Here is a 22,952-nt window from a genome sequence, read left to right as displayed (position 1 = left end):
TGCTCCTAACGTGTTACGGGAGTGCGGAAATGCGACGTGGGGGTCAGAGCGAGATGTTGACGGCCTTGGTCTGGGTGTAGAGCTCGATGGCCGACGAGCCGAGTTCGCGTCCCCAGCCCGACTGCTTGTAGCCGCCGAACGGCATGGCCGTGTCGAAGCCGTTGTACTGGTTCACCCACACCGAGCCGGCCTTGATCTGCCGAGCGGTCCGATGCGCCTTGGACAGGTCGGTGGTCCAGATGCCCGCTGCCAGACCGTAGATGGAGTCGTTGGCGGCGGCCGCGACACCGGTGTCCGCGTCGAAGGGCATGGCGGCGACGACGGGACCGAAGATCTCCTCCTGCACGATCGAGAAGCTCGGCTCGACGTCGACGAAGACGGTCGGTTCGATGAAGAATCCCTCATCGCCCCAACGCTTTCCACCGGTCAGTGCTCGTGCCCCGTCGGCGAGGCCGGCCGAGAGATATCCCGACACGCGATCGAACTGTTCCTGGCTGACCAGCGGACCCAGTTCGGTCGTCGGATCGAGGCCGGGGCCGATCTTGGCCTGGGACGCGGCCTCGGCGACGGCTGCGGTGAAGTCGTCGAAGATGGGCCGTTCGACGAACAGTCGTGTCCCGGCGACACAGCACTGGCCGTGGTTGAACATCCATGCGGCCACCGACCCGGCCACCGCCTTCTCGAAGTCCGCGTCGGCGAACACGATGTTGGGGCTCTTGCCGCCGAGTTCCAGCGACACCTTCTTGAGGTTGCCCTTGGCGGCATCGACGATCTTCTTGCCGACCTCGGTCGAACCGGTGAAGGCGATCTTGTCGACGTCGTCGTGCGCGGCGAGCGCGGCTCCGGCCTCGCCGTAACCGGTGACGATGTTGACCACTCCCGGCGGGAAGCCGGCCTCTTGGAACACCTCGCCGAGGAGCAGGGCTGTCAGCGGGGTCTGCTCGGCCGGCTTGAGGATGACGGTGTTGCCGGCCGCCAGTGCGGGAGCCAGCTTGAACGCGGCCATCAGCAGCGGGAAGTTCCACGGCACGATCAGGCCGCACACGCCGACCGGCTCGCGCAGGGTGTACGCGTGGAATTCGCCGCCGGGCACGAACGGCATCGAGACGTCGACCGTGGACCCGGTGATCTTGGTGGCGAGGCCCGCGTTGTAGCGGAAGATGTCGGCGGACCAGTTGGTGTCGACCGCCGCGGCGATGGTGGCCGCCTTGCCGTTGTCGAGCGCCTCGAGCTGACCGAACTCCTCGGCGCGTTCGGTGAGGATGTCGCCGACCCGCCAGAGCAGGCGCTCGCGCTCATTGGGCTTCATCCGGGTCCAGGGACCGTCGTCGAAGGCTTGGCGCGCGGCGCGGACCGCGCGGTCGATGTCGGCCGCGTCGCCGTGCGCGACCGAGGTGATCGGGCGTGCCGTGGCGGGATCGATGGTCTCGAAGGTGCGCCCCGACGCCGACGACACCCAGTCACCGCCGATCAGCATCGGGCGGTCGGCGGAGATGAAGTCGCGAACACGCGGGTGCAGGGCGGTGTGCTGGGCGGTGTCGGGTGCGACGGCGGTCATGAGGCCTCCTGAGCGGGACGAAGTCGGCGGTTGGTCGAAGTGATCTGGGTCATATGCGACCTGACTTATTTCTCTCACCGTTCCGAGGTGCCGCCGTGTCCAGAAACTGAACACCTGGGCTGTACAGGGGCCCCGGCGGCCGGCATCGGTGCCGTCGCTACCGTGAGACGCCGACGAATCAGCGACCTCCGGAGGAGCAGAGTGAACGTGCGCCCAGCTGGCAGGGTCGGTGCAGCCCTGCGTGGCCTCGGTCCGGCGACCGGGGGTCTCTCGGTCCGTGAGGCGCTTCGGGCGGGGGCCGGCGCCGGGGTCGCGCTCGGACTCGTCGGCCTGGTGCTCGCCGCGTCTGAGGTGGACCTGCGGACCGGGCTCTTCCTGATCGCACCGTTCGGCGCGACCGCAGTGCTCGTCTTCGCCGCACCGAACAGTCCGCTGGCGCAGCCGTGGCCCGCGGTGGTGGGCAACACGGTGTCGGCGGCGGTGGGAGTGGCTGCGACACTTGTCGTTCCGCTGCCGGCGCTCCGGGTGGCGCTGGCGGTGGGGCTGTCCGTGGCACTGATGATCGGATGTCATGCGGTTCATCCGCCTGCCGGTGCGGTGGCGATGACGGCTGCGCTCAGTCCGGAGACGATCCAGTCGCTGGGCTTCCGTTTCGTCCTCGCGCCGGTCCTTGCCGGCACACTCCTGCTGGTCGTCCTCGCCGCCGGGTACGCACGGCTGACCGGGCGGCGTTATCCGTATCGCCGCTTCGACGCCGCGCCCCCACCGGCCGCCCGACTCGGTCTCGACGAAGACGAACTGACCGGGATCCTCGATCGGTACGAGCAGTCGCTCAACCTCGGTGTCGCCGACCTCGCACGCCTCATCGGGGCTGCGGAGCTCCAGGCCGCCGGGCATCGTGCGGGTCCGCTCGCCGCGACGGATGTGATGTCCCGAGACCTGGTGACGGTGGGCCCCGAGACCTCGCTGCGGGACGTCGCGGCCCTCTTCGACGAGTACGGCTTCACCTCGCTGCCGGTGATCTCGGGCGAGGGGACGTTCGTCGGGGTGGTGTTCCAGATCCATCTCGTGCGCCGGCTGATGCGTCCCGACGGGGTCGAGCTGCGCGCCGCGGATGTGATGTCGCCGGAACCGGCCGTCGCCTTCCCGGGAACGCCGGTCGGGGCCCTGCTGCCCCTGCTCGCGGAGAGCGGATGCGACGCGGTCCCGGTACTGGAGGGCCAGACCCTGGTCGGCATCGTGACCCGGACCGACCTCATCGCGGCGCTCGCTCGGCAGACGCTGCGGGACCCGCTGCCGCCCGGCGCCGTGCCTCCCAGTGCCGTGCCTCCCAGTGCCGTGTCCCCCGGCGCCGTGTCCCAGTAGTCGGCCGGCTCAGATGTCCAGGGCGCGCATCCGCGAGTACAGCGTCGTCCTACTGATGCCGAGATCCTTCGCCGCGTGCACCTTGTTGCCCCTGGCCCGATCGAGCGCCTCGACGATCGCCGTGCGCTCGGCCTGTTCCCGGCCGGACAGGTGCGCGGCCCGGCTGGTCGTCCGGTAGGCGGGTGGCAGGTCGGACGGCTCGACGACGCGTGCGGCGCGTGCTCGGCACGACGCCGCCGCCTGCCGGAGCACGGAGTTGAGTTCGGTGAGGTTGCCGGGCCAGTCGTCGCACAGCAGCGCATCCGTCGCCAGCCCGGACAGCGAGAGCTCCGGATCGATGCCGGTCAGTGCGCTGCTCGCGATCGCCGCGAGCTCCGAGGTCCGATGACGCAGCGGGGCGAGATCGATCCTCGTCGCACACCTCGCCACGAGGGCGGCCACTCCCGGGCCGGCCTGGTCTCGAGGGCCGCCGACGACGATCAGCGGTGACTCCTGTGAGCTCGACACCGCCACGCGCCCGAGCAGTGCGACCGACTGGGCGTCGAGCAGGTCGACACCGTCGATGACCAGCGGTGCATTCATCGACCGGGCGCGGCCGACATACGCGGGGATATCCGGACGGCGTCCGCTGATGATCTCGTCGGCCACGTCGACGATCACCGCCGACGGGTCGGCCTCCGCGGCGAGCGCGGTCGCGTGGGTGCTGCGTCCGGTGCCCGGCTCCCCGGTGATCGCGACGCTGGTGCGCGACGGGGCCGTCGGCGGCGCGGACCGCGTCGTGGGTGGATCGCTGACCGGCCGGAACCGGAACAGGGCGGCGCCGCAGGCGCCCGGCACGGGTTCGACCGCGATCTCCACCTCGGCGCCCGACACCAGGGTGAGCGGCAGCACCGTCGCGCGGAGCGCGGGATCGGTCGCGACGATCCGCAGGGCGCCGATGTCGGTGGGGGAAAGGAGTTCGGCGGCAAGGGCATTCGTGAGCTGGAGATCGTCGCCGATGGCGGCGACGGCCAGGTCGCGTCGCGGGGCGGCGCGCTGGAATGCGTCGAGGACGCATCGCTGATGCGCGCGGGAGCGGTCGAGCAGACGGTCGGCGATGTCGGCGACGATGCCGTTGACGACGGGGATCGCGAGCGGGTTGATGCGATCGGCGATCTCGGACATGCAGATGATGCCGGCCAGCCTGCGGGTCGCCGGGTGGATGATCGGCTGTCCGAAGCAGCTGATCGACTTGAACTGTTCGAGGTAGTGCTCAGAGCTGTTGACGACGATCCCGCCCCGGGTCTCCGCCGGGGTGCCGAGGGCCGTGGTGCCGACGACGTCCTCGCCGAACGGCACACCCGGCGACGCGCCGATCGCATCGAGCCTGCGCTCCACCGTCGTCCCGAACGCGACCCGTGTCACCATCCGGCACTCGTGGTCGACGAGAAGCAGCGAGACGTCGGTGTCGGCGAGGCGGGCGGCGGCATCGTCGAGAACCGGACGCGCGGCATCGAGTAGCGGATCGGCGGCGGCGATGTCCTCGACCTGCGTCGGCGTCCGGTCCCCGGGGCGTACCCCCGACAGCGCCGACCGACGCCACGAGTGTTCGATGACGGCACGTCGGGGCGCGGAGTCGGAGGTGCGGTGCAGTGTGTCGATGTCACCAACGTGACACACATCACCGTCGAAGGGAAGGTCGGGTCGCCGCTCGGCGCTCCCCGGTGCCCGATCGGGTCGTACTACCGTGGTCGCATGCGCGTGGCGACCTGGAATGTGAACTCGGTGAAGCAGCGCATCCCGCGCCTGCTGCCGTGGCTGGACGAACGCCGACCAGACGTCGTGTGTCTGCAGGAGACCAAACTCTCCGATGCCGCCTTCCACGAGTCGCTGGGCGCCGACCTCGCCGAGCGGGGTTACGAGATCGCGCACGCGGGGCAGGGGCAGTGGAACGGGGTGGCGCTGTTGTCGCGGGTCGGCCTCGACGACGTCCGCATCGGGTTCGACGGCATGCCCGGCTACCCCGACCCGTCGACCCTGGAGGCGCGGGCGGTGTCGGCGGTGTGCGGGGGGCTCCGTATCCACTCGCTGTACGTACCCAACGGGCGGTCTCCGGACTCGGACCATTACGGCTACAAACTCGAGTGGCTGGCGGCGCTCGCCCGCGCGATCGACGACCCGGCCACGACGCTCCTGTGCGGCGACATGAACATCGCGCCGGCCGACGCCGATGTGTTCGACCCCGACGCGTACGTCGGACACACGCACGTCACCCCGGCGGAACGGACCGCGCTGGCGACCTTCGCGTCGATGGGCCTGCGCGACGTGGTGCGCGACCGCTGGCCCGACGACCGCGTCTTCAGCTACTGGGACTACCGCGCCGGCATGTTCCACAAGGACCTGGGCATGCGGATCGACCTGATCCTGGCCGGTGCGTCGGCAGCGGAGCGGGTGGCCGCTGCCTGGATCGACCGGAAGGCGCGCAAGGGCAGCAAACCGAGCGATCATGCGCCGGTCGTCGTCGATCTCGACGACGCTCCCGACGGAGACATCGGACCGGTGGTCCCGCCGCCGTCGAACCCGGCGAAACCCGGTGCGGCGAAGGTGAAGCTGCCGCAGACACCGGAGTGAGCACCCGATCGGCGACTGCTCCGCTCCTGCGGGGGCCGGTCATCGCGGCCGCCCGGGCGCACGGACGTCTGCTCGGCACGATGTTGTCCGTCGCGCGACGGTGCGGTGCCGGGCGGCTGGGCGACACTCCCGCGGCCACCGCCGGTGTGCTCGTCGCGGTGCATCTGTCGGCGGTGACGATGTGGTTCGGTCCGCTGGGGATCGGTGCCGCGCTGGGTGCGGGCGTGGTGGCGTCGCGCATCGTGCGACGTCGCGTCCGGTACCGAGGCCTGACCGAGGCCGAACGCCGCATTGCCGAGGAGGTGTTCGGATCGGCGCCCTGGCTCCACGCCGTGGTCCTCACCGACCTGGCCGGGCGCGGTGGGCGTGCGTTCACGCTGCCCGCGGTCGACGGACGCATCCTCTGCAATCTCGGGTCGGCCTTCGACGCCGTCCTCGGTGAGGGGGCCGGGGCATATCGGGCGCCGGGGCAACTGCTGATCCACGAACTGGTGCACGCCTGGCAGATCACGACCGCCCGGTCGGCCGCGGAGTTCCTCGCCGATGCGCTCGCCGACCAGGCCCGGTACGAACTCGGTGAGGACGTCTACGGCCTGCGCGACGCCGGTGACACTCACCGGACGTTGCGTCGGGGTGACGTGGAACGCCAGGCCACGATCGTCGACCGGTGGTTCGGTGGCCAGTCCTCGCCGACGCACCGACCGCGCGATCCCGACAGCCGGTCCGTGGCGGTGATCGAGCAGCTCAGGAGTTCCGGGCGACCTGCATGACCCGGCCGAGTGCCGGCCCCCGGAGCCCTCGACGCCCGCGGTTTCGCGGTGTACAAGTGGGAGAGGTACGCCGAGTACGAGCGTCAGCCGGAGCCGATCGCGCACGACCCGTTCACCTGCTGGTTGCGCGGAGGATCCGTTTTTTGACCTGTGTAAACCCGATCGGTAGAGTGGATCGTCGGTGCCCGGCCCATGCTGGGCCAGTCCGCATGCCTGCCCAACGGCTCTCGAGTCGCCCGGTGATCCGGGTAGGCCGGCAGAGGGACTGACAGGCGAATCCGCTGTCGAGTGTATGACACGCCCGACCTCGGGGTAGCGAAAATGTACTGACCAGCGCACACGTGCTGGTGGGGCGAGTTGTGGAAGCCGCGAAAACAGGTCTGCGAGCCAGTTTTCGAGCTTGCCCGGAGCACCAACCACAACCGATGACAAAGAGGAACGAACACCTAGTGCCAACCATCAATCAGCTGGTCCGCAAGGGCCGTCACGACAAGGCTGCCAAGACCAAGACCGCGGCCCTCAAGGGAAGCCCGCAGCGTCGTGGCGTGTGCACCCGCGTCTACACCACCACCCCTAAGAAGCCGAACTCGGCGCTGCGCAAGGTCGCTCGTGTGCGTCTGACCAGCTCGGTCGAGGTCACCGCCTATATCCCCGGCGAAGGCCACAACCTGCAGGAGCACTCGATGGTGCTCGTCCGCGGCGGTCGTGTGAAGGACCTCCCGGGTGTGCGCTACAAGATCATCCGCGGCTCGCTCGACACCCAGGGTGTCAAGGACCGCAAGCAGGCTCGCAGCCGCTACGGCGCCAAGAAGGGGAACTGATAAGTCATGCCACGTAAAGGACCCGCGCCCAAGCGCCCCCTCATCAACGACCCGGTCTACGGTTCGCCCCTGGTGACCCAGCTGGTCAACAAGATCCTGCTGGACGGCAAGAAGTCGACTGCCGAGCGCATCGTCTACGGCGCCCTCGAGCAGGCTCGCGACAAGACCGGCACCGATCCGGTCGTCACCCTCAAGCGCGCCCTCGACAACGTCAAGCCCACCCTCGAGGTGAAGAGCCGCCGCGTCGGTGGTGCCACCTACCAGGTGCCGATCGAGGTCAAGCCGAACCGCGCCAACACCCTCGCACTCCGCTGGCTCGTCAGCTTCAGCCGGCAGCGTCGCGAGAAGACCATGGTCGAGCGTCTCGCCAACGAGCTGCTGGACGCGTCCAACGGTCTCGGTGCTTCGGTGAAGCGCCGCGAGGACACCCACAAGATGGCCGAGGCCAACCGGGCGTTCGCGCACTACCGCTGGTGATACCAACCGTCCGCGGCGTCGAGACCACGACGCCGCGGACGGTCCCACCCCAGACCCAACAGCTCTAGCGAAAATGCGAGGCGATTAAGTGGCACAGGAAGTGCTCAGCGACCTGAACAAGGTGCGCAACATCGGCATCATGGCCCACATCGATGCCGGCAAGACCACCGCCACCGAGCGAATCCTCTTCTACACCGGTGTGAACTACAAGATCGGTGAAACCCACGACGGTGCCTCGACCACCGACTGGATGGAGCAGGAGAAGGAGCGGGGGATCACCATCACCTCCGCGGCGGTGACGTGCTTCTGGAACAAGAACCAGATCAACATCATCGACACCCCCGGTCACGTGGACTTCACCGTCGAGGTGGAGCGTAGCCTCCGCGTCCTCGACGGCGCGGTCGCCGTGTTCGACGGCAAGGAAGGCGTCGAGCCGCAGTCCGAGCAGGTCTGGCGTCAGGCGGAGAAGTACGACGTCCCGCGTATCTGCTTCGTCAACAAGATGGACAAGCTCGGTGCGGACTTCTTCTTCACCGTGCGCACCATCGAGGAGCGCCTCGGCGCCAAGCCGCTGGTCCTGCAGCTGCCGATCGGTGCCGAGGACAACTTCGACGGCGTCGTCGACCTCATCGAGCAGAAGGCCATCACCTGGCGCGGAACCGTCGAGATCGGTGCCGAGCCGACCATCGAGGAGATCCCCGCCGACCTGGCCGACCAGGCAGCGGAGTACCGCGAGAAGCTGCTCGAGACGGTCGCCGAGACCGACGAGGCGCTGCTCGAGAAGTACTTCGGCGGCGAAGAGCTGACCATCGAGGAGATCAAGGGCGCGATCCGCAAGCTCACGATCGCGCGCGAGTTCTACCCGGTGATCTGTGGCTCGGCGTTCAAGAACAAGGGCGTCCAGCCCATGCTCGACGCCATCATCGCCTACCTGCCGTCCCCGCTGGACGTCCCCTCGGTCGAGGGTCACGCCGTGGGCGACGAGGAGGAGATCCTCTCGCGCAAGCCGTCCGCCGACGAGCCGTTCTCGGCTCTGGCGTTCAAGATCGCGGCTCACCCGTTCTTCGGCAAGCTGACCTTCGTGCGTGTCTACTCGGGCCACATCACGGCGGGCACCCAGGTGCTCAACGCGACCAAGGGCAAGAAAGAACGCATCGGCAAGCTCTTCCAGATGCACGCCAACAAGGAAATGCCGGTCGAGGACGCCACCGCGGGTCATATCTACGCGATGATCGGTCTCAAGGACACCACCACCGGTGACACCCTGTGCGATTCGGCCGCGCCGATCGTGCTCGAGTCCATGAGCTTCCCGGACCCGGTCATCAACGTCTCGATCGAGCCGAAGACCAAGTCCGACCAGGAGAAGCTGGGCACCGCGATCCAGAAGCTCGCCGAAGAGGACCCGACCTTCTCGGTGAAGCTCGACGAGGAGACCGGCCAGACCGTCATCGGCGGCATGGGCGAGCTCCACCTCGACATCCTGGTCGACCGCATGAAGCGCGAGTTCAAGGTCGAGGCCAACGTCGGCAAGCCGCAGGTCGCCTACCGCGAGACCATCCGCAAGACGGTCGAGAAGCACGAGTTCACCCACAAGAAGCAGACCGGTGGATCGGGCCAGTTCGCGAAGGTCATCATCAAGCTCGAGCCCCTGGTGGACGCCGAGGACGGTGCGACCTACGAGTTCGCCAACGCCGTCACCGGTGGTCGCGTCCCGCGTGAGTACATCCCGTCGGTGGACGCCGGTGCCCAGGACGCCATGCAGTACGGTGTCCTCGCCGGATACCCGCTGGTGAACCTGAAGGTCACCCTGCTCGACGGTCAGTACCACGACGTCGACTCCTCGGAGATGGCGTTCAAGATCGCCGGCTCGCAGGCCCTGAAGGAAGCTGCGCGGATGGCCAGTCCGGTCATCCTCGAGCCCATCATGGCCGTCGAGGTCACGACTCCCGAGGACTACATGGGTGACGTGATCGGCGACCTGAACTCCCGCCGTGGCCAGATCCAGGCCATGGAGGAGCGCAGTGGTGCACGTGTCGTCAAGGCACAGGTGCCGCTGTCGGAGATGTTCGGCTACATCGGAGACCTCCGGTCGAAGACCCAGGGCCGGGCAAACTACTCCATGGTGTTCGACTCGTACGCGGAGGTTCCCGCGAACGTGTCGAAGGAAATCATCGCGAAGGCCACCGGCGAGTAAATCCGGTCCTAGCGACATGCGCCGACCCGTTCTGCGCACCAACGTAAGAAGAAAACCCCTGCTGGGATCCGCCCAGTAGAGCAACAACAGTCCAGGAGGACAATCAAGTGGCGAAGGCGAAGTTCGAGCGGACCAAGCCGCACGTGAACATCGGCACCATCGGTCACGTCGACCACGGCAAGACCACCCTGACGGCTGCCATCACCAAGGTGCTGCACGACAAGTACCCGGACCTCAACAAGAGCTTCGCGTTCGATCAGATCGACAAGGCTCCTGAAGAAAAAGCCCGTGGTATCACGATCAACATCTCGCACGTCGAGTACGAGACCGAGAAGCGTCACTACGCCCACGTGGACGCCCCCGGTCACGCCGACTACATCAAGAACATGATCACCGGTGCGGCTCAGATGGACGGCGCGATCCTCGTGGTCGCCGCCACCGACGGCCCGATGCCGCAGACCCGCGAGCACGTGCTGCTGGCCCGCCAGGTCGGTGTGCCCTACATCCTGGTCGCCCTGAACAAGGCCGACATGGTCGACGACGACGAGATCATCGAGCTCGTCGAGATGGAGGTCCGCGAACTGCTGGCCGCCCAGGAGTTCGACGAGGAAGCTCCCGTCGTCAAGGTCTCGGCTCTCAAGGCCCTCGAGGGTGACCCCGAGTGGACCAAGTCGGTCGAAGAGCTCATGGCTGCCGTCGACGAGTCGATCCCGGACCCGGTCCGTGAGACCGAGAAGCCGTTCCTCATGCCCGTCGAGGACGTCTTCACGATCACCGGCCGCGGCACCGTGGTCACCGGTCGTGTGGAGCGCGGCGAGGTCAACGTGAACGAGGAAGTCGAGATCGTCGGCATCCGCGAGAAGAGCACCAAGACCACCGTCACCGGTATCGAGATGTTCCACAAGCTCCTCGATTCCGCACAGGCAGGCGACAACGCCGGTCTGCTGCTCCGCGGCCTCAAGCGTGAGGACGTCGAGCGCGGTCAGGTCATCGTGAAGCCGGGCACCACGACCCCGCACACCGAGTTCGAGGGCCAGGCATACATCCTGTCCAAGGACGAGGGCGGCCGTCACACCCCGTTCTTCAACAACTACCGTCCGCAGTTCTACTTCCGTACCACGGACGTGACCGGCGTCGTGACCCTCCCCGAGGGCACCGAGATGGTCATGCCGGGCGACAACACCGAGATGAGCGTCAAGCTCATCCAGCCGGTCGCCATGGACGAGGGCCTGCGTTTCGCCATCCGCGAGGGTGGCCGCACCGTCGGTGCGGGTCGAGTCACCAAGATCACCAAGTGATCTCGTTCTGACTCACTGACTCTCTGAGTCGAAGGCGCCCGGTCACGAAAGTGACCGGGCGCCTTTGTCGTCGGTCCAGTCCGAGGGGGGTCGGTTCCTACTTGTGGACCCAGGCGTAGATCTCGTCCATCGACCCGGTACCCGTGGCGGTTCCTCCGCCGAGAGTCGGTGTGCTGGCGAGTACGAAATAGGTATTGGGCTGGCCGGCGTCGACGACTGCGATCGAGTACTTTCCGATGTCCTGCGAGGCCGTCAGCTGACCGTGCAGGACCTTGAACAGGTCGGGGAGTCCACCGGTGTACTTCACAACATGGAAGTGACGCTTCGAATTGGGGGTCTTCGCGGGATCGACGTTCAGGATGACGTCGGTCTTGGTCCATGCGTACAGGTTCGTCTCGGGCTGTTGGATGGCTCTGAGATCGCGCAGTGTGCCGGGGTACACCTGGGCCATGTGGAGATGGAGTTGGTCCTGGCCCCGCTTCTCGACCGAGTTCACCCCGATGGCAAGGGGTTTGGCCGGGTCCTTGGCGACGAGCTTGCCGCCCTGCCACCACGCGGCGCTCCACAGATTCAACTGCGAGCCGTCCCACAGATAGGGGCATTCGATGCCCCGTACGCGGTTGGTGGGCACGATCAGGAAGTCGTCGTTGACCCCCTTGCTGTCGCCACCGTGGCGAACCGCGTAGTACTTCGGCTTCTTCGGATTCGGTTGGACCTGTGCCGCGGGTTGGACGACTTCGAGGTTGCTGCCGCGTTTCTTGGGTGTCGTGTTCTTCACCTGCCCCCACAGCCAGAGTCGGTTGTCGGTTTTCGGATTGTCGCCGGCTTGGCCGCAGAGTTTCTGGGTGGGCGTCGGCGGGGCGGCCGAGGCGACCCCGCCTGCAGTCAGGGCGGTGCTCACGACGACTGCAGCACTGACTGCCGTCGTCACGAGGAGCCGGGTGAACCGATGCGAACGGGTGTCGTCCATGGGGAACCTCTCGGTGGTGAGCCCTCGGCGTGCTCATCTAGGCGCCGAGTGTGCCACCGAGCCACCCGGATGTGGCGAGAACCCGCAGATCAGACATGTTTTGCTCGGCTAAGGGGCCGCGATCTACGCGTTTCCGGCGCGACCTCTCATCGGCGCCAGAGCGTCGTTCCAGGGGGCGACGCGTCGACCGTCCGGCTTCCCCCGCGCGGGGTCCGCGAATACAGTTCGCGCATGACCATGTTCGGAGAGTCGGGGACCGGGCCTCGTGTTCCTGCCCATGTGTGGAGTGCGGTGGGCACTTTCGCGTTCGTGATGCTGTGCGGGATCGTCGGGCCGATCTTCCTCGTCGCCTACTTCGTGATCGACGCGCCCGACACCGAGTGGATGCTGTGGACCGGGATCGGCGTCACGGTTCTCGATGTCCTTCTCGGCGTGGGAATTGCGTGGTTCAACTACCGGGGCGGCGCCAAGCTGGAACGCCTGCGCGCGGCCGGGGTGATGGGCGTCGCCGAGATCACCTCGATCGGTCAGACGGGCGTGGAGATCAACGACCAGCCGATGATGAAGCTGGGTCTCCGGATACGAGCCGCCGGGCTGGCGACCTTCGAGGTCTCGACCCGTAAGGTCGTGCCGTACTACCAGCAACCGCTGCTCTCGGCCCGACGCCTGGCGGTGATGGTCGACCCCGAGACCCAGGACTTCGAGATCGACTGGCAGGCAACGGCATTGCTCGCCGGTTCGGTGCCCGCGCGGTTCACCTCCGAGGAAGACGGGCGGACTTACGATCTCACCGGCCAGGCGGAACCGCTGGGGGAGATCCTGCAGATCCTAGGACGGCACGGGGTGGCCGGCAGCGGAGTGATCGATCTGCGTTCGAATCCCGAGGCGCGCGCGGAGGTGATGGATGTCGTCCGCGGCTGGGCCGGCGTCCGGGCCGACGCGACGGGGCCGTCCCGGGGCGACTCACCGTCGTTCGAGAAGTCCGGCGATGGCTCGGGTCGGACGGCGGACACCGGCCGATCGCCGGCCGAGCGTCTCGCCGCCCTCGATGATCTGCGTCGGACCGGGACGATCTCGGAGGAGGAATACGCGCGGGCGCGTCAGCGCATCGTCGACGATCTGTGAAGTCGCGAATCGAGGTGGTGATGATGCATCAGCTGTCACATCAGCAACTTCGGTCACTATAGTCACTGTGGTCACCGGTCGGTATCGATGTCGATGCCCTGTGGTCACAGGTGTGGCATCGCTGTCCGCCGTCGAATTACTGTTCGTCGGTGCAGTTCTCACTCCGGCCTCGTCGTCTCGCGCGCAGACGACGAGTGCTTGCTCTCGCTCTCACGCTCCTCGCCGTGGTCGGCGTCGTCACCATCGGTTCGGGCAATGCGTCCGCCGCTGCGACATACGGCAGGTTCTCCGTGTCCGGTTGCGGTATGCCGAGCACCCCGGTGGACACGTGGACCCGCTGGGGCAACTACAAGACCGTCATCGCGCTCGACGGCCTCCGCGCGACGAGTGACATCAGCGGGTGGCGTCGGGACACGCGTGTCCAGCGCATCGCCGACTCCGGTGTCAACGTGGTCCAGCCCGTCGGGGGTCTCGCGAGCTTCTACACCGATTGGGAAGCGGCGAGCCCGGCCAACAAGATCGGCTATCGCTACCGGTGGACGTGTCGGCTCGACACGATCGTGCGCGAACTCGACGCTCGCGGTCTCGCCGTCGGCCCGCTGGGCAAGTACGCACTCATGGGTATCTCCATGGGCGGCAACGCAGCGATGGTCTACGGGGCGTACCACCGTCAGCGTGTCTCGCATGTCTTCTCGATGTCCGGCTACCTGAACCTGTCCGCACCGACCATGCGCGAGGCCGTCCGGCTCGCACTGATCGACGCCGGCATCGGCGCGGGCGTGGGCCCGTTCAGCGCCGACGCGATGTGGGGTCCGCCGTGGAGCGACCGCTGGACGCGTAACGATGCACTCGTCCAGCTGCCCCGCATGCGCGGGATGAAGATCCGCATCGGTTCGGGATCGGCGACGTGGGGTCCGCACAATGCCGACGCCGTCGCCTCGGTCAAGGGCACGCCGCTGGAGGTCGTGTCGCTGGCACAGACCCGGTCGTTCGAGGTCGCGGCCGCGCTGCAGGGGATCCCGATCACGACGGACTTCCCGTCGGTGGGCACCCACACCTGGGGGTACTGGGAGGACATGGTGTGGCGCGCCAAGAAGAGCGGCTGGTTCCGCGACCGGTGAGAAGCGAACGGACAGGAGCGCGAACCGTCGTGTGGACTGTGACGGCCACCGCATTCCCGGCGCTCGTAAGCTGACTGTCATGCGTGTTCTGCGCCGAGCCGGCGACCCCGATCTCGCGGTCCGGGTGGCGGGCGAGACCGATCGTGGGGTGCCCGTCGTCCTCGTGCACGGCATGGCGTCGGATCATTCGACCTGGCGTCCACTCGCGGCCGCACTCCGCGCCCGGGGGCGGGCGGTGATCAGTGTGGACCTCCGTGGGCACGGACGCAGCGGCCGAGCTCGAGATGTATACCGGCTCGACGACTTCCGCGACGATCTGGCCTACGTCCTCGACACCCTCGGCGTCGCGGTGGCCGACGTGGTCGGCCACTCGCTCGGCGCCCACACCGCCTTGCGGTTCGCGATGCTCGAGCCGTCCCGGATTCGGCGTCTGGTCCTCGAGGAGGTCCCGCCGATGCCCCGCGACGAGGCCGACCTCTCCGAGGGCATCGCGATGCGCGCCACCCTGGGTGAACAGATCCGTGGGTTGATCGCGCTGGCGCGCAACCCCTTTCCGGTCATCCGGTTCGACGGCCGGATGGGCGACCAGATCGTCGCCGAGTTCGACGTCTGTGCACCGCGCTGGTGGTCGGAGCTGCCGGACGTGCAGGCCGCGTCACTGGTCATCTCCGGTGGCGAGAAGAGTTTCCTTCCCCCACGCCACCTGCAGACCCTGAGCGACGCCCTGCCCGACTCGCGGTTCGTCACCATCGACGCAGGCCACAGCGTCCACCGTGACCGGGCGGCGGAGTTCGTCAGCCAGGTCGACGGTTTTCTGGGGCACTGACCCTTCGGGACGCTCGCGCGCTCGCTCCTCAGGGGGCGGCGGGGGTCGCGCACGCTCGCTCCTCAGGGGGCGGCGGGGTCGCGCACGCTCCTCAGGGGGCGGCGGGGGTCACGCACGCTCCTCAGCTCAGGGAAGGAGGGGTCAGGCGGGTTTGTTGTGCAGCGGCCGCGGGTCGATCCCGACCTTGCGCCAGGCGTCGTAGGCCCATGGGACATAGAGATACTTGAGCGGCAGCCGGTTGATCAGCGGGTTGGCGGCCCGCATGAGCGCCGCGAAGCGTTGAAAGTTCCTCTCGCGCCGATCATTCCACTCGAGCTCGCAGACGTCACGCATCTGCTGGGGGAGAGTGCCGACGACCACCGTGCGGATGAATGCGTTCAGCGGAGCCGAGACGACCTTCCAGACCGGCGCGGGGATCTTCTTGGGCCGGGGGAGTCCCTGCCGGATGTATCCCGTCGCATAGACGATGGTCTTGTGCGGGACGAACCGGTCGAGCATGTCGTCCCAGTACTCGACGAATTCGTCGTAGGTCTGCGGTTGCCCTCGGTCGCTGACCCCGTAGAGCTGGTACCAGACCTTGCTCTCTTCGAAGATCTGGACCTTCTCGGCGTAGCTCAGGCGTCGGATGAAGGTGTCGGTGATGAAGAGGACCTGGTCGACGAAGGTCGCGTGGGCCCAGTAGAAGAGTTCCGGGTTGAGCGCGTGGTAGCGCGACCCGTCGCTGATCGTGCCCTTGATGTCCTTGTGGAAGTCGCGCACCGTGCGACCCCACTTCTCCGGCTCGGTGCTGTAGACGGTGCGCATGACGGGCGGGCCGGTGCGCTTGGCCCGGCCGAGGAAGTCGCTGAAGATGACCGAATGGTCCAGGACGGCCTGGCCGAGTTGTTCGATGCAGTTCTCGGTGCCGGCCAGACGCTGGAAACCGAGCAGGCCGCGGTTGTCGCCGTAGAACTTCCACACGAGCGAGTCGGCACCGAGACGCGGAGAGGCGATCTCGCCCGCGGTGTCCGGAGTGTCATCGACGATCATCGGTTCCGCCTCGCGGATACCGGCATCGAATCCCTGGTTGACTGGCATGGCGGCGAGACTATCGCACTTGGAACAAACTTGGAAGGTTGTTTCAACGAAGCGGGTGATCCGCGTTCGGAGAGAGAGGTCGGATGATGCGCGACGAGCAGGACTGGGTCCTTCCGGATGTCGAGGACGTCCTCGCATCCGCTGTGGCGGTCCGACTCCCGATGCGCACCAGGTTCCGCGGGCTCACCTCACGCGAGACGATGGTCTTCGCCGGTCCGGCGGGGTGGGGTGAATTCGGGCCGTTCGTCGAATACGACGATCCGGAGGCGGCGTCGTGGCTGCGGGCCGGTCTCGAGGCGGCGTGGGTCGGGCCTCCCGTGGCCGTTCGCGACAGGATCCCGGTGAACGCGACGGTGCCCGCGATCCCGGCCGAGGAGGTCGCGGCGCTGCTCGAGCGCTACCCCGGTGCGGGTACCGCGAAGGTCAAGGTCGCCGAAGCCGGGCAGACGCTCGACGACGACATCGCGCGGGTGGCGGCCACGCGTGCGGTGATCGGGCGGGTGCGCGTCGACGCGAACGGGGGGTGGACCGTGGACGAGGCCATCGCCGCCCTGCGGGCCATCGGTGACGTCGAGTACGCCGAACAGCCCTGTCGCACAGTCGAGGAACTCGCCGCGGTCCGTCGGGCGGTCGGGGTGCCGATCGCGGCCGACGAGTCCATCCGTAAGGCGGACGATCCGTATCGGGTGGTGGCCGCAGACGCCGCGGATGTCGCCGTGGTCAAGGTGGCGCCGCTGGGCGGCATGCGGGCAACGCTCGCGCTCGCCGAGAGCATCGGGCTCGAGATCGTGGTCTCGAGCGCGCTCGACAGCGCGATCGGGATGGCCGCGGGGATCGCTGCCGCCGCCGCGCTGCCCCGCCTGGAACTAGCGTGCGGACTGGGCACCGGGACGCTGCTCGCCGCGGACGTCGCGACGTCGTTCCAGATGATCGACGGCGGCGTCGACGTCCGATGGTTCGACGCCGAAGCCCCGATCGACACCGGCGAACTCGCGCTGGGACCCGACGGTCAGCACCGGTGGCGGGAACGTCTGCGGCGATGTCATCGCCTCCTCGCCGGTCGGTGACGGTGCCCGGGCGCACCTCGCGGTAGAAACGGTTTTTCCGATCTGTCTCAACATGGTCTAGTATGCGATGTGGGTCACATCATCGGGGTGACTCACTCACGGTCTGAGCGGGAGGGGATGGGCATGAGTTCGGTTCTGGCGGCTGCGCCCGCAGGCATCGGGCTGTCCGAGACTCCCCTCTCGTACGGCGTCGCGATGCCCGAGGCCGAGGACGGTGCTCTCGTCGGCCGCATGTGCCGTAGCTGCGGGTTGTATTTTGACCTGATGGAGATCACGACGATCATGCATCGCACGCCGGGCGGTGGCCGGCTGTCGGAACCCGCGGAGAACGAGCTCCCTGTCACCTCGCGGCGGCGATGACCGTGGCAGATACCGGGACGAAGACCGACAGCAGGACCCGGACGTCGACACGTAAGGTCCGGAACACCGCGAGCCCGGCCGACCAGGAGGCGGCGATCCTCGCCGCCGCCGGGGCCGAGTTCGCCGAGGTCGGCGTCCGACGCGCCAACATCGACGAGGTCGCCGCGCGTGCGGGGGTGAGCCGCAGCACCTTGTACCGGCGCTTCCCCAACAAGGACGCGCTGCTCTACGCGGTGGCGAACGACGCCTACGAGACCGGCATGCAGAAGCTCGAGGCCTCGGTGAAGGGACTCGGTCCCAAGGCCGCACTGGTCGAGGCGTTCGCGGTCGGCGCCGAATGGGTCAACTCCGACCCGTTGCTGAGCCGGATCGTCCTCACCGACTCCGAGATCAAGAGCGTCACCGCCAAGATGACGTCGTTGTTCATCGACATGGTCACCGACCGAGTGGCCGCGACGCTCCGCGACGAAGGTGCACAGATGCCCGTCGAGGACTTGCTGGAGGCCGTGGAGATCCATGTGCGCCTGGTGATCTCGCTGCTCGAGACGCCGCCGTCGGACCCCGCGCGCAACGAACCGCAGCGCGTCCGGGACTTCGCCGCGAAGTTCCTCGCACCGATGATCTGGTGACACCCTGCCGGAGATGAACGGCTCGCTCCGCTCCGCTCCGCGCTGACCGATTCCGTCCACTTCCACCTAAGGAGATCCAATGAGTCTGCGCGACAGGCTGTCCCGCACACCCGACCACGCGGCCATCCGCGCCGCGTTGCGGGACAAGGTCGTGGTCATCACCGGTGGCGCCCGGGGCATCGGATTCGAGACCGCCACCCAGCTGTTCGACGCGGGGGCGAAGGTCGCCATCGGCGATGTGGACTCCGAAGCCGTGGGGAAGGCCGCCGCCGACCTCGGCATCGAGGGCATCGAGGTGGACGTCACCAAGCGCGAGTCCTTCGACGCGTTCCTGACCGAGGTCGAGGCTCGACTGGGGCCGATCGACGTACTCGTGAACAACGCCGGGATCATGCCGGTCGGTCCGTTCCTGTCCTACGACGACACGATCATTCGCCGGACCTACGAGATCGACGTCCTGGGTGTGATCATCGGATGCCAGGAGGCGGCCCGCCGGATGGCGCCGCGCCGGACCGGTCACATCGTGAACATCGCCTCGACCGCCGGACGCATACCGACTCCCGGCCTCACGATCTACAACGGTGCCAAGGCAGCCGTCATCGAATTCTCCGAGGCGCTCGGCGCCGAACTCGAGCCGCAGGGCGTCACGATCAGTGCAGTGTTGCCGACATTCACGCGGACCGCACTGATCTCGGGTCTGCAGACCAACAAATTCATCCAGACCGTCGAGCCCGGTGAGGTCGCCTCGATCGTCGTGCAGACGATCGCGCGGCCGGTCACCCGCGTCTACGCGCCGCGGTCGATGCGGTGGGCCGAGTCGAGTCCGCTCTTCCCGCAGGCGATGAAGCGGCTGTCGCGCAAGCTGACCAAGCTGGACTCGATCTTCCTCAGTCCCGACCAGCAGGCCCGCGCCGCATACTCCAGCCGAATCCGCGGCGAAAAGGTCGAGACGAGGGCGGCGGGCGAGCGCCTGACATCGCCCCAGGAGAGCACGCCCCTGTCGTCGTGAAGGCGGGGGGTACGAGCGGGCGGGCGGCCGCCCCGTCCGGGTCGCATGAGCTGGATGCCGATCGGGCGGCCAGACGCGAGCTGCGCGACGCGCTGGACGAGCTGCACCGGATCGAGGTCGACGCCGGTCTACGGCGCCGACTTCCCCGGCGTCGGTGGGTGGTCGCCGGCCTCGTGCTCGTCGTTGCGCTCGGGCTGGCCGGTGTCGCGGTCACCGCGTGGACGCGGGACCGCGCGCACTACTCCGATGCCGAACTCCAGTCGGCCGCAGCCGAACGCGTCGAGGTGCTGATCGCGCCGGACAGCCGCGACGACCGGCGCGCCCAGCGGATCCTCGCCGGTGCCACCGGGGCCTTCTACGACGAATTCGCTCAATCGGCGGACAGCTACACCGAATTCGTCCGCGCCAACGGCACTGTCGCGGAGTCTTCGGTCGACGGCACCGGGATCTCCGTCCGCGACGGCGATTCCGCCACGGTCCTCGTGGCCGCCACCGTGGTCTTCGCCGGCCAGAACGCTCCGGGCGCGGCCGATGACCAGGCGCGCCGATTCCGGTTGCGTGTCCTCGTCACGCCGGCCGGTGGAAGTCTGAAACTCGGGGCGGTGCAGTATCTTCCATGAGTTCGCCGACGAAGTCCGGAGCCGCCGGATCGGGCCGGGGGCAGACGACACCGCCGGTCACCGCACGAGCCGCCGCGGTCTGCATCGCGATCGCATCGGTCGTACTGGTGACCGCCCTCGTCGTCGTGCTCGCACTGTGGGGATCGCAGCGGGCCGGCGCCGACGTCGCGCACAGCCGGGATCAGCTGCGAACACAGGCCGGCGCGATCGTCTCGGACGTCTTCTCCGTCGACGCGGACAGATGGCAGCAGGACCGGGCCCGCGCGCGGGCTCTGGTCGCGGACGACTTCACCGACAGCTACGGCGCTCAGCTCGATCGGCCGCCGCCCGAGGGGACGTCGTCGGTCACGTGGCGCCCGGAGATCGTCAGCGTCGTCGCAGCCGACGGCGAGGAGGGGGAGACGTTGGTGCGGGTGTCGGTGACCGTACGCCCCGACGCCGGGCCGGCGACGACGGTGCGCCGCTCGGTTCTCGCCCGGTTCGTCCGCATCGACGACGCCTGGCTTCTCGCGGCGGCGGATGTGATCGGATGACTGCGCCCGAGGGTCGGAGGCGGTGGCGGCGATGAACGAGACCGGTTCGGCAAGAGTCGAACTCGCTCGCGAGCGGGTCGACACGGCGGTGCGCCGGGCGCGCACCGCCCGGATCGCCGCGGCCCCGGCCCTACGGTCGCGTGCCTCACGACGGACACGTCTGCTGCGCCGGGCCCTCGTCGCAGTGGCGGTCGCCGTGCTGCTGCTCGTCGCGGTGGCCGGAGTGTTGAGCTGGCAGATCCGCGAACAGCATGCGGCGGCGGCCCTGGCGGATGACGTGCTCGCATCCGCACGCGGAGCCGTCACCGCCATGCTCACCGCCGACCCGACCGACCCCGAGGGATATGTGGCCGCCGTCGCCGCGGTGAGCACCGGCTCGCAGCGGGAGCGGATCGACGCCGCCCGCGACGCCCTGGCGGCGGAGGTGGGTGGGCAGGCGGGTCCGAGTGTCGGGCAGGTGGTTTCGGCGGGACTCGTCACCGACCCGACGTCCGACGAGATCGGCAGCAGTGTCGACGTCCTGGTCGTCGCCGACGCGACGAACCCGGCGCTCCTCGGGGAGCCGGGCGACGGTTCGGAGATCGACACCACCGGTGAGCGGATCACGGCACTGGTCACGATGACCAGCACCGAAGACGGCTGGAAGATCGCCCAGGCGAGGCGTCCGTGACCGCCACCGAAGGCCGGGAAGCACTACCGGCACGGCCGACCCGCCGCCAGCGCGCCCGGCTGCGACTCGTCGTCGCCGCGACGGTGCTGCTGCTCGTGATCGCGGTGATCGCCGGCGCGGCCACGTTGCGTCCGGACTCCGACCCGACCGACGATCAGCGCGCCGAGATCCTCACGGCTACGGCGGCGGCCGTGGGTGCGGTGCTGACCTATTCGCCCGACGACCCTGCCGACCGGCGTCGCGCGACCGACGCGTTGCTCACCGACCCGCTCCGCCTGGACTACCGCAACCGCGGGGCCGATGTCGTGGTGCCGGGTGTCCGTGCGTCCGCGCTGTCGGTCCGGGGCGAGGTCGTCGGTGCCGGTCTGCACGAGGCTGATTCGGACCGGGGGCGGGTGCTGGTGTTCGTCAATGAGGTGGTCGGACGGAGCGCAGGCGAAGAATCTACAGACGTTAGGCAGCCCGCCGACGGAAAACCTGCGGCGACCCCTACCGCGCGGTGGGCACTTATGCGTAAGGTCGACGGGAATTGGCTGCTGTCCGACCTGCAACCGGTCGGCGATGTGACCCGTTGAGGCACCCGTGCCCCGGGGCGGTCCGCGCGACCGCCGGGCTCTGACCGGTGTCCGCGGGAGGGACGACAAGAGGGGACGAGAGATGAGTGGATCAAGCGCGGGCGTGGTCGTCGTCGGTGCCGGGCTTGGGGGTATCCGGGTCGCGGAGAACCTGCGGAACAACGGGTTCGCGGACCCGATCACGCTCGTCGGGGCGGAGGATCACCCGCCGTACGATCGTCCGCCCCTGTCGAAGTCGGTGTTGCTGGGCAAGGACGACCGCGTCGACCTCAAGCCCGCGGAGTTCTACGACGAGGCCGGCATCACGTTGCGGCTCGGTGACGCGGTGAGCGCGGTGTCGCCGGCGGAGCAGACGATCACGCTGGCGTCGGGCGCCACCGTCGCCTACGACACCCTGGTGCTGGCGACGGGCCTCGATCCGCGGCCGTTCCCGGGTCTGCCCGAGAGGGTCGGTGGTGTGCACGTGCTGCGCACCTACGACGACGCGGTGGCGCTGCGCGGTGAGATCGATTCCGCGAGCACCGCGGTCGTCATCGGCGCCGGTTTCATCGGATGCGAGGTGGCGGCGGGTCTTGTGACGCGCGGGCTGTCCGTCAGTCTCGTCGAGCCGGCTGCGACGCCCCTCGCCGTGGCACTGGGGGAACAGATCGGCGCGCTGGTCTCACGGCTGCATGTGGCCAACGGCATCGATCTCCGGACCGGCGTCGGTGTCGCGAGCATCGTGGTGTCGGACGGTCGGGTCGAGGCGGTCGAACTCACCGACGGCACGACCCTGCCCGCCGACATCGTCGTGGTCGGTATCGGTTCGACTCCGGTGACCGGTTTTCTGGACGGTTCGGGAATCGATCTCGCCCCGCGCGAGAGCGGTGGTGGGATCGCCTGCGATGCCACCGGGCATACCAGTGTCGCGAATGTGTATGCGCTCGGTGATGTGGCGAACTGGCTCGACGGGGAGGGGTGGCCCACACGCGTCGAGCATTGGAACCACACCGTGGAGCAGGCGTCGGTGGTGGCCCACCAGATCACCGGTGGCGACGCGGTGACGGCGTCGGTGGCCTACTTCTGGAGCGACCAGTTCGACGTCAAGATCCAGGTGCTCGGTGCTCCGCGCGCCGATGACGAGGTTCATGTCGTCGACGATGACGGCAAGAAGTTCGTCGCGTATTACAGCCGGGGCGGTGTGCTCACCGGTGTGGTGGGCGCCGGCAAGGTGGGTGCGGTGATGAAGACCCGGCCCAAGCTCCAGACCCCCACCCCCGTGGCCGATCTGCTGTAGC

23 protein-coding genes are annotated in these 22,952 nt (G+C 68.2%); 19 read left to right on the top strand and 4 right to left on the bottom strand.

Features of this window, described 5'->3' with window-relative positions:
• Nucleotides 1-43 precede the first annotated feature (43 nt).
• Nucleotides 44-1,558, bottom strand: coding sequence for an aldehyde dehydrogenase family protein (locus BCM27_RS19715; RefSeq protein WP_004020601.1), 1,515 nt, complete (start codon nucleotides 1,556-1,558; stop codon nucleotides 44-46).
• Between the two features lie 201 nt (nucleotides 1,559-1,759).
• On the opposite strand from BCM27_RS19715, the gene BCM27_RS19710 reads away from it, so the two are divergent.
• Nucleotides 1,760-2,923, top strand: coding sequence for an HPP family protein (locus BCM27_RS19710; RefSeq protein ID WP_004020600.1), 1,164 nt, complete (start codon nucleotides 1,760-1,762; stop codon nucleotides 2,921-2,923).
• Nucleotides 2,924-2,932: 9 nt separating this feature from the next.
• On the opposite strand, the gene BCM27_RS19705 is transcribed toward BCM27_RS19710, so the two are convergent.
• The gene (locus tag BCM27_RS19705; protein ID WP_004020599.1) at nucleotides 2,933-4,582 is read right to left on the bottom strand and encodes a sigma-54-dependent Fis family transcriptional regulator; all 1,650 of its coding nucleotides are present in this window, start codon (nucleotides 4,580-4,582) and stop codon (nucleotides 2,933-2,935) included.
• Nucleotides 4,583-4,657: 75 nt separating this feature from the next.
• Between BCM27_RS19705 and BCM27_RS19700 the strand changes: the two genes are divergently transcribed.
• The 6 genes from BCM27_RS19700 to tuf all read left to right on the top strand — a co-directional run bounded on the left by BCM27_RS19700 (nucleotide 4,658) and on the right by tuf (nucleotide 11,093).
• Nucleotides 4,658-5,533: an exodeoxyribonuclease III gene (locus BCM27_RS19700; protein WP_033204093.1), complete on the top strand. Its 876-nt coding sequence runs from the start codon at nucleotides 4,658-4,660 to the stop codon at nucleotides 5,531-5,533.
• Nucleotides 5,530-6,303: a hypothetical protein gene (locus BCM27_RS19695; protein WP_033204069.1), complete on the top strand. Its 774-nt coding sequence runs from the start codon at nucleotides 5,530-5,532 to the stop codon at nucleotides 6,301-6,303. Before BCM27_RS19700 ends, BCM27_RS19695 begins: the two co-directional genes overlap by 4 nt.
• A 449-nt stretch (nucleotides 6,304-6,752) precedes the next feature.
• Complete coding sequence (gene rpsL / locus BCM27_RS19690) at nucleotides 6,753-7,124, top strand: 30S ribosomal protein S12 (RefSeq protein WP_004020596.1); 372 nt, start codon at nucleotides 6,753-6,755, stop codon at nucleotides 7,122-7,124.
• Nucleotides 7,125-7,130: 6 nt separating this feature from the next.
• Complete coding sequence (gene rpsG / locus BCM27_RS19685) at nucleotides 7,131-7,601, top strand: 30S ribosomal protein S7 (RefSeq protein WP_004020595.1); 471 nt, start codon at nucleotides 7,131-7,133, stop codon at nucleotides 7,599-7,601.
• An 88-nt stretch (nucleotides 7,602-7,689) separates the two neighbouring features.
• On the top strand, nucleotides 7,690-9,795 hold the full coding sequence (fusA, locus tag BCM27_RS19680; RefSeq protein ID WP_004020594.1) for an elongation factor G: 2,106 nt from the start codon (nucleotides 7,690-7,692) through the stop codon (nucleotides 9,793-9,795).
• 107 nt (nucleotides 9,796-9,902) lie between these two features.
• Nucleotides 9,903-11,093: an elongation factor Tu gene (tuf, locus tag BCM27_RS19675; protein WP_004020593.1), complete on the top strand. Its 1,191-nt coding sequence runs from the start codon at nucleotides 9,903-9,905 to the stop codon at nucleotides 11,091-11,093.
• 97 nt (nucleotides 11,094-11,190) lie between these two features.
• Here the strand turns inward: tuf and BCM27_RS19670 are convergent, their stop codons facing one another.
• Complete coding sequence (locus BCM27_RS19670; protein ID WP_004020592.1) at nucleotides 11,191-12,063, bottom strand: CDP-diacylglycerol diphosphatase; 873 nt, start codon at nucleotides 12,061-12,063, stop codon at nucleotides 11,191-11,193.
• Nucleotides 12,064-12,294: 231 nt separating this feature from the next.
• On the opposite strand from BCM27_RS19670, the gene BCM27_RS19665 reads away from it, so the two are divergent.
• The 3 genes from BCM27_RS19665 (at nucleotide 12,295) to BCM27_RS19655 (ending at nucleotide 15,135) form a co-directional block, all read left to right on the top strand.
• On the top strand, nucleotides 12,295-13,188 hold the full coding sequence (locus BCM27_RS19665; RefSeq protein ID WP_231895807.1) for an SHOCT domain-containing protein: 894 nt from the start codon (nucleotides 12,295-12,297) through the stop codon (nucleotides 13,186-13,188).
• 149 nt (nucleotides 13,189-13,337) lie between these two features.
• On the top strand, nucleotides 13,338-14,309 hold the full coding sequence (locus BCM27_RS19660) for an alpha/beta hydrolase (protein ID WP_033204095.1): 972 nt from the start codon (nucleotides 13,338-13,340) through the stop codon (nucleotides 14,307-14,309).
• 79 nt (nucleotides 14,310-14,388) lie between these two features.
• Nucleotides 14,389-15,135 (top strand): alpha/beta fold hydrolase, encoded by a 747-nt coding sequence (locus BCM27_RS19655; RefSeq protein WP_033204071.1) that lies wholly within the window; start codon nucleotides 14,389-14,391, stop codon nucleotides 15,133-15,135.
• 141 nt (nucleotides 15,136-15,276) lie between these two features.
• On the opposite strand, the gene BCM27_RS19650 is transcribed toward BCM27_RS19655, so the two are convergent.
• Nucleotides 15,277-16,212, bottom strand: a complete 936-nt coding sequence (locus BCM27_RS19650; RefSeq protein ID WP_004020588.1) for an oxygenase MpaB family protein — start codon at nucleotides 16,210-16,212, stop codon at nucleotides 15,277-15,279.
• Nucleotides 16,213-16,295: 83 nt separating this feature from the next.
• Between BCM27_RS19650 and BCM27_RS19645 the strand changes: the two genes are divergently transcribed.
• The 9 genes from BCM27_RS19645 to BCM27_RS19605 all read left to right on the top strand — a co-directional run bounded on the left by BCM27_RS19645 (nucleotide 16,296) and on the right by BCM27_RS19605 (nucleotide 22,951).
• Nucleotides 16,296-17,279, top strand: coding sequence for an o-succinylbenzoate synthase (locus BCM27_RS19645; protein ID WP_004020587.1), 984 nt, complete (start codon nucleotides 16,296-16,298; stop codon nucleotides 17,277-17,279).
• A gap of 123 nt (nucleotides 17,280-17,402) precedes the next feature.
• Nucleotides 17,403-17,639, top strand: a complete 237-nt coding sequence (locus BCM27_RS19640) for a hypothetical protein (protein WP_141638824.1) — start codon at nucleotides 17,403-17,405, stop codon at nucleotides 17,637-17,639.
• A complete protein-coding gene (locus BCM27_RS19635; protein ID WP_004020585.1) occupies nucleotides 17,636-18,268 on the top strand; it encodes a TetR/AcrR family transcriptional regulator in 633 nt (210 codons plus the stop codon). Before BCM27_RS19640 ends, BCM27_RS19635 begins: the two co-directional genes overlap by 4 nt.
• A 79-nt stretch (nucleotides 18,269-18,347) precedes the next feature.
• The gene (locus BCM27_RS19630) at nucleotides 18,348-19,277 is read left to right on the top strand and encodes an SDR family oxidoreductase (protein ID WP_004020584.1); all 930 of its coding nucleotides are present in this window, start codon (nucleotides 18,348-18,350) and stop codon (nucleotides 19,275-19,277) included.
• Nucleotides 19,274-19,897, top strand: a complete 624-nt coding sequence (locus BCM27_RS19625; RefSeq protein WP_004020583.1) for a hypothetical protein — start codon at nucleotides 19,274-19,276, stop codon at nucleotides 19,895-19,897. Before BCM27_RS19630 ends, BCM27_RS19625 begins: the two co-directional genes overlap by 4 nt.
• Nucleotides 19,894-20,430, top strand: a complete 537-nt coding sequence (locus tag BCM27_RS19620; protein ID WP_004020582.1) for a hypothetical protein — start codon at nucleotides 19,894-19,896, stop codon at nucleotides 20,428-20,430. The genes BCM27_RS19625 and BCM27_RS19620 overlap by 4 nt, the downstream gene beginning before the upstream one ends.
• 31 nt (nucleotides 20,431-20,461) lie before the next feature.
• Nucleotides 20,462-21,100 carry a hypothetical protein gene (locus BCM27_RS19615; protein WP_004020581.1) on the top strand — a complete coding sequence of 213 codons (639 nt, stop codon included), beginning with the start codon at nucleotides 20,462-20,464 and terminating at the stop codon, nucleotides 21,098-21,100.
• Nucleotides 21,097-21,675, top strand: a complete 579-nt coding sequence (locus BCM27_RS19610; protein ID WP_004020580.1) for a hypothetical protein — start codon at nucleotides 21,097-21,099, stop codon at nucleotides 21,673-21,675. The genes BCM27_RS19615 and BCM27_RS19610 overlap by 4 nt, the downstream gene beginning before the upstream one ends.
• Before the next feature lie 82 nt (nucleotides 21,676-21,757).
• Entirely contained in the window at nucleotides 21,758-22,951 is a 1,194-nt protein-coding gene (locus BCM27_RS19605; protein WP_004020579.1) for an NAD(P)/FAD-dependent oxidoreductase, read from the top strand.
• Nucleotide 22,952: the final 1 nt, after the last annotated feature.

Origin of the sequence: Gordonia terrae (genome assembly GCF_001698225.1) — a bacterium.
GTDB lineage: Bacteria > Actinomycetota > Actinomycetes > Mycobacteriales > Mycobacteriaceae > Gordonia > Gordonia terrae.
The sequence above is the reverse complement of the archived record's forward strand: the minus strand, read 5'-3'. Positions and strand labels throughout refer to the sequence as shown.

Coding starts and splice junctions, on each gene's coding strand:
- BCM27_RS19650 (WP_004020588.1), bottom strand. CDS start 16,212: ATGCCAGTCAACCAGGGATTCGATGCCGGTATCCGCGAGGCGGAACCG.
- BCM27_RS19665 (WP_231895807.1), top strand. CDS start 12,295: ATGACCATGTTCGGAGAGTCGGGGACCGGGCCTCGTGTTCCTGCCCAT.
- BCM27_RS19605 (WP_004020579.1), top strand. CDS start 21,758: ATGAGTGGATCAAGCGCGGGCGTGGTCGTCGTCGGTGCCGGGCTTGGG.
- rpsG (WP_004020595.1), top strand. CDS start 7,131: ATGCCACGTAAAGGACCCGCGCCCAAGCGCCCCCTCATCAACGACCCG.
- BCM27_RS19645 (WP_004020587.1), top strand. CDS start 16,296: ATGATGCGCGACGAGCAGGACTGGGTCCTTCCGGATGTCGAGGACGTC.
- BCM27_RS19640 (WP_141638824.1), top strand. CDS start 17,403: ATGAGTTCGGTTCTGGCGGCTGCGCCCGCAGGCATCGGGCTGTCCGAG.
- BCM27_RS19620 (WP_004020582.1), top strand. CDS start 19,894: ATGAGTTCGCCGACGAAGTCCGGAGCCGCCGGATCGGGCCGGGGGCAG.
- BCM27_RS19615 (WP_004020581.1), top strand. CDS start 20,462: ATGAACGAGACCGGTTCGGCAAGAGTCGAACTCGCTCGCGAGCGGGTC.
- BCM27_RS19655 (WP_033204071.1), top strand. CDS start 14,389: ATGCGTGTTCTGCGCCGAGCCGGCGACCCCGATCTCGCGGTCCGGGTG.
- BCM27_RS19700 (WP_033204093.1), top strand. CDS start 4,658: ATGCGCGTGGCGACCTGGAATGTGAACTCGGTGAAGCAGCGCATCCCG.
- BCM27_RS19635 (WP_004020585.1), top strand. CDS start 17,636: ATGACCGTGGCAGATACCGGGACGAAGACCGACAGCAGGACCCGGACG.
- BCM27_RS19715 (WP_004020601.1), bottom strand. CDS start 1,558: ATGACCGCCGTCGCACCCGACACCGCCCAGCACACCGCCCTGCACCCG.
- BCM27_RS19670 (WP_004020592.1), bottom strand. CDS start 12,063: ATGGACGACACCCGTTCGCATCGGTTCACCCGGCTCCTCGTGACGACG.
- BCM27_RS19630 (WP_004020584.1), top strand. CDS start 18,348: ATGAGTCTGCGCGACAGGCTGTCCCGCACACCCGACCACGCGGCCATC.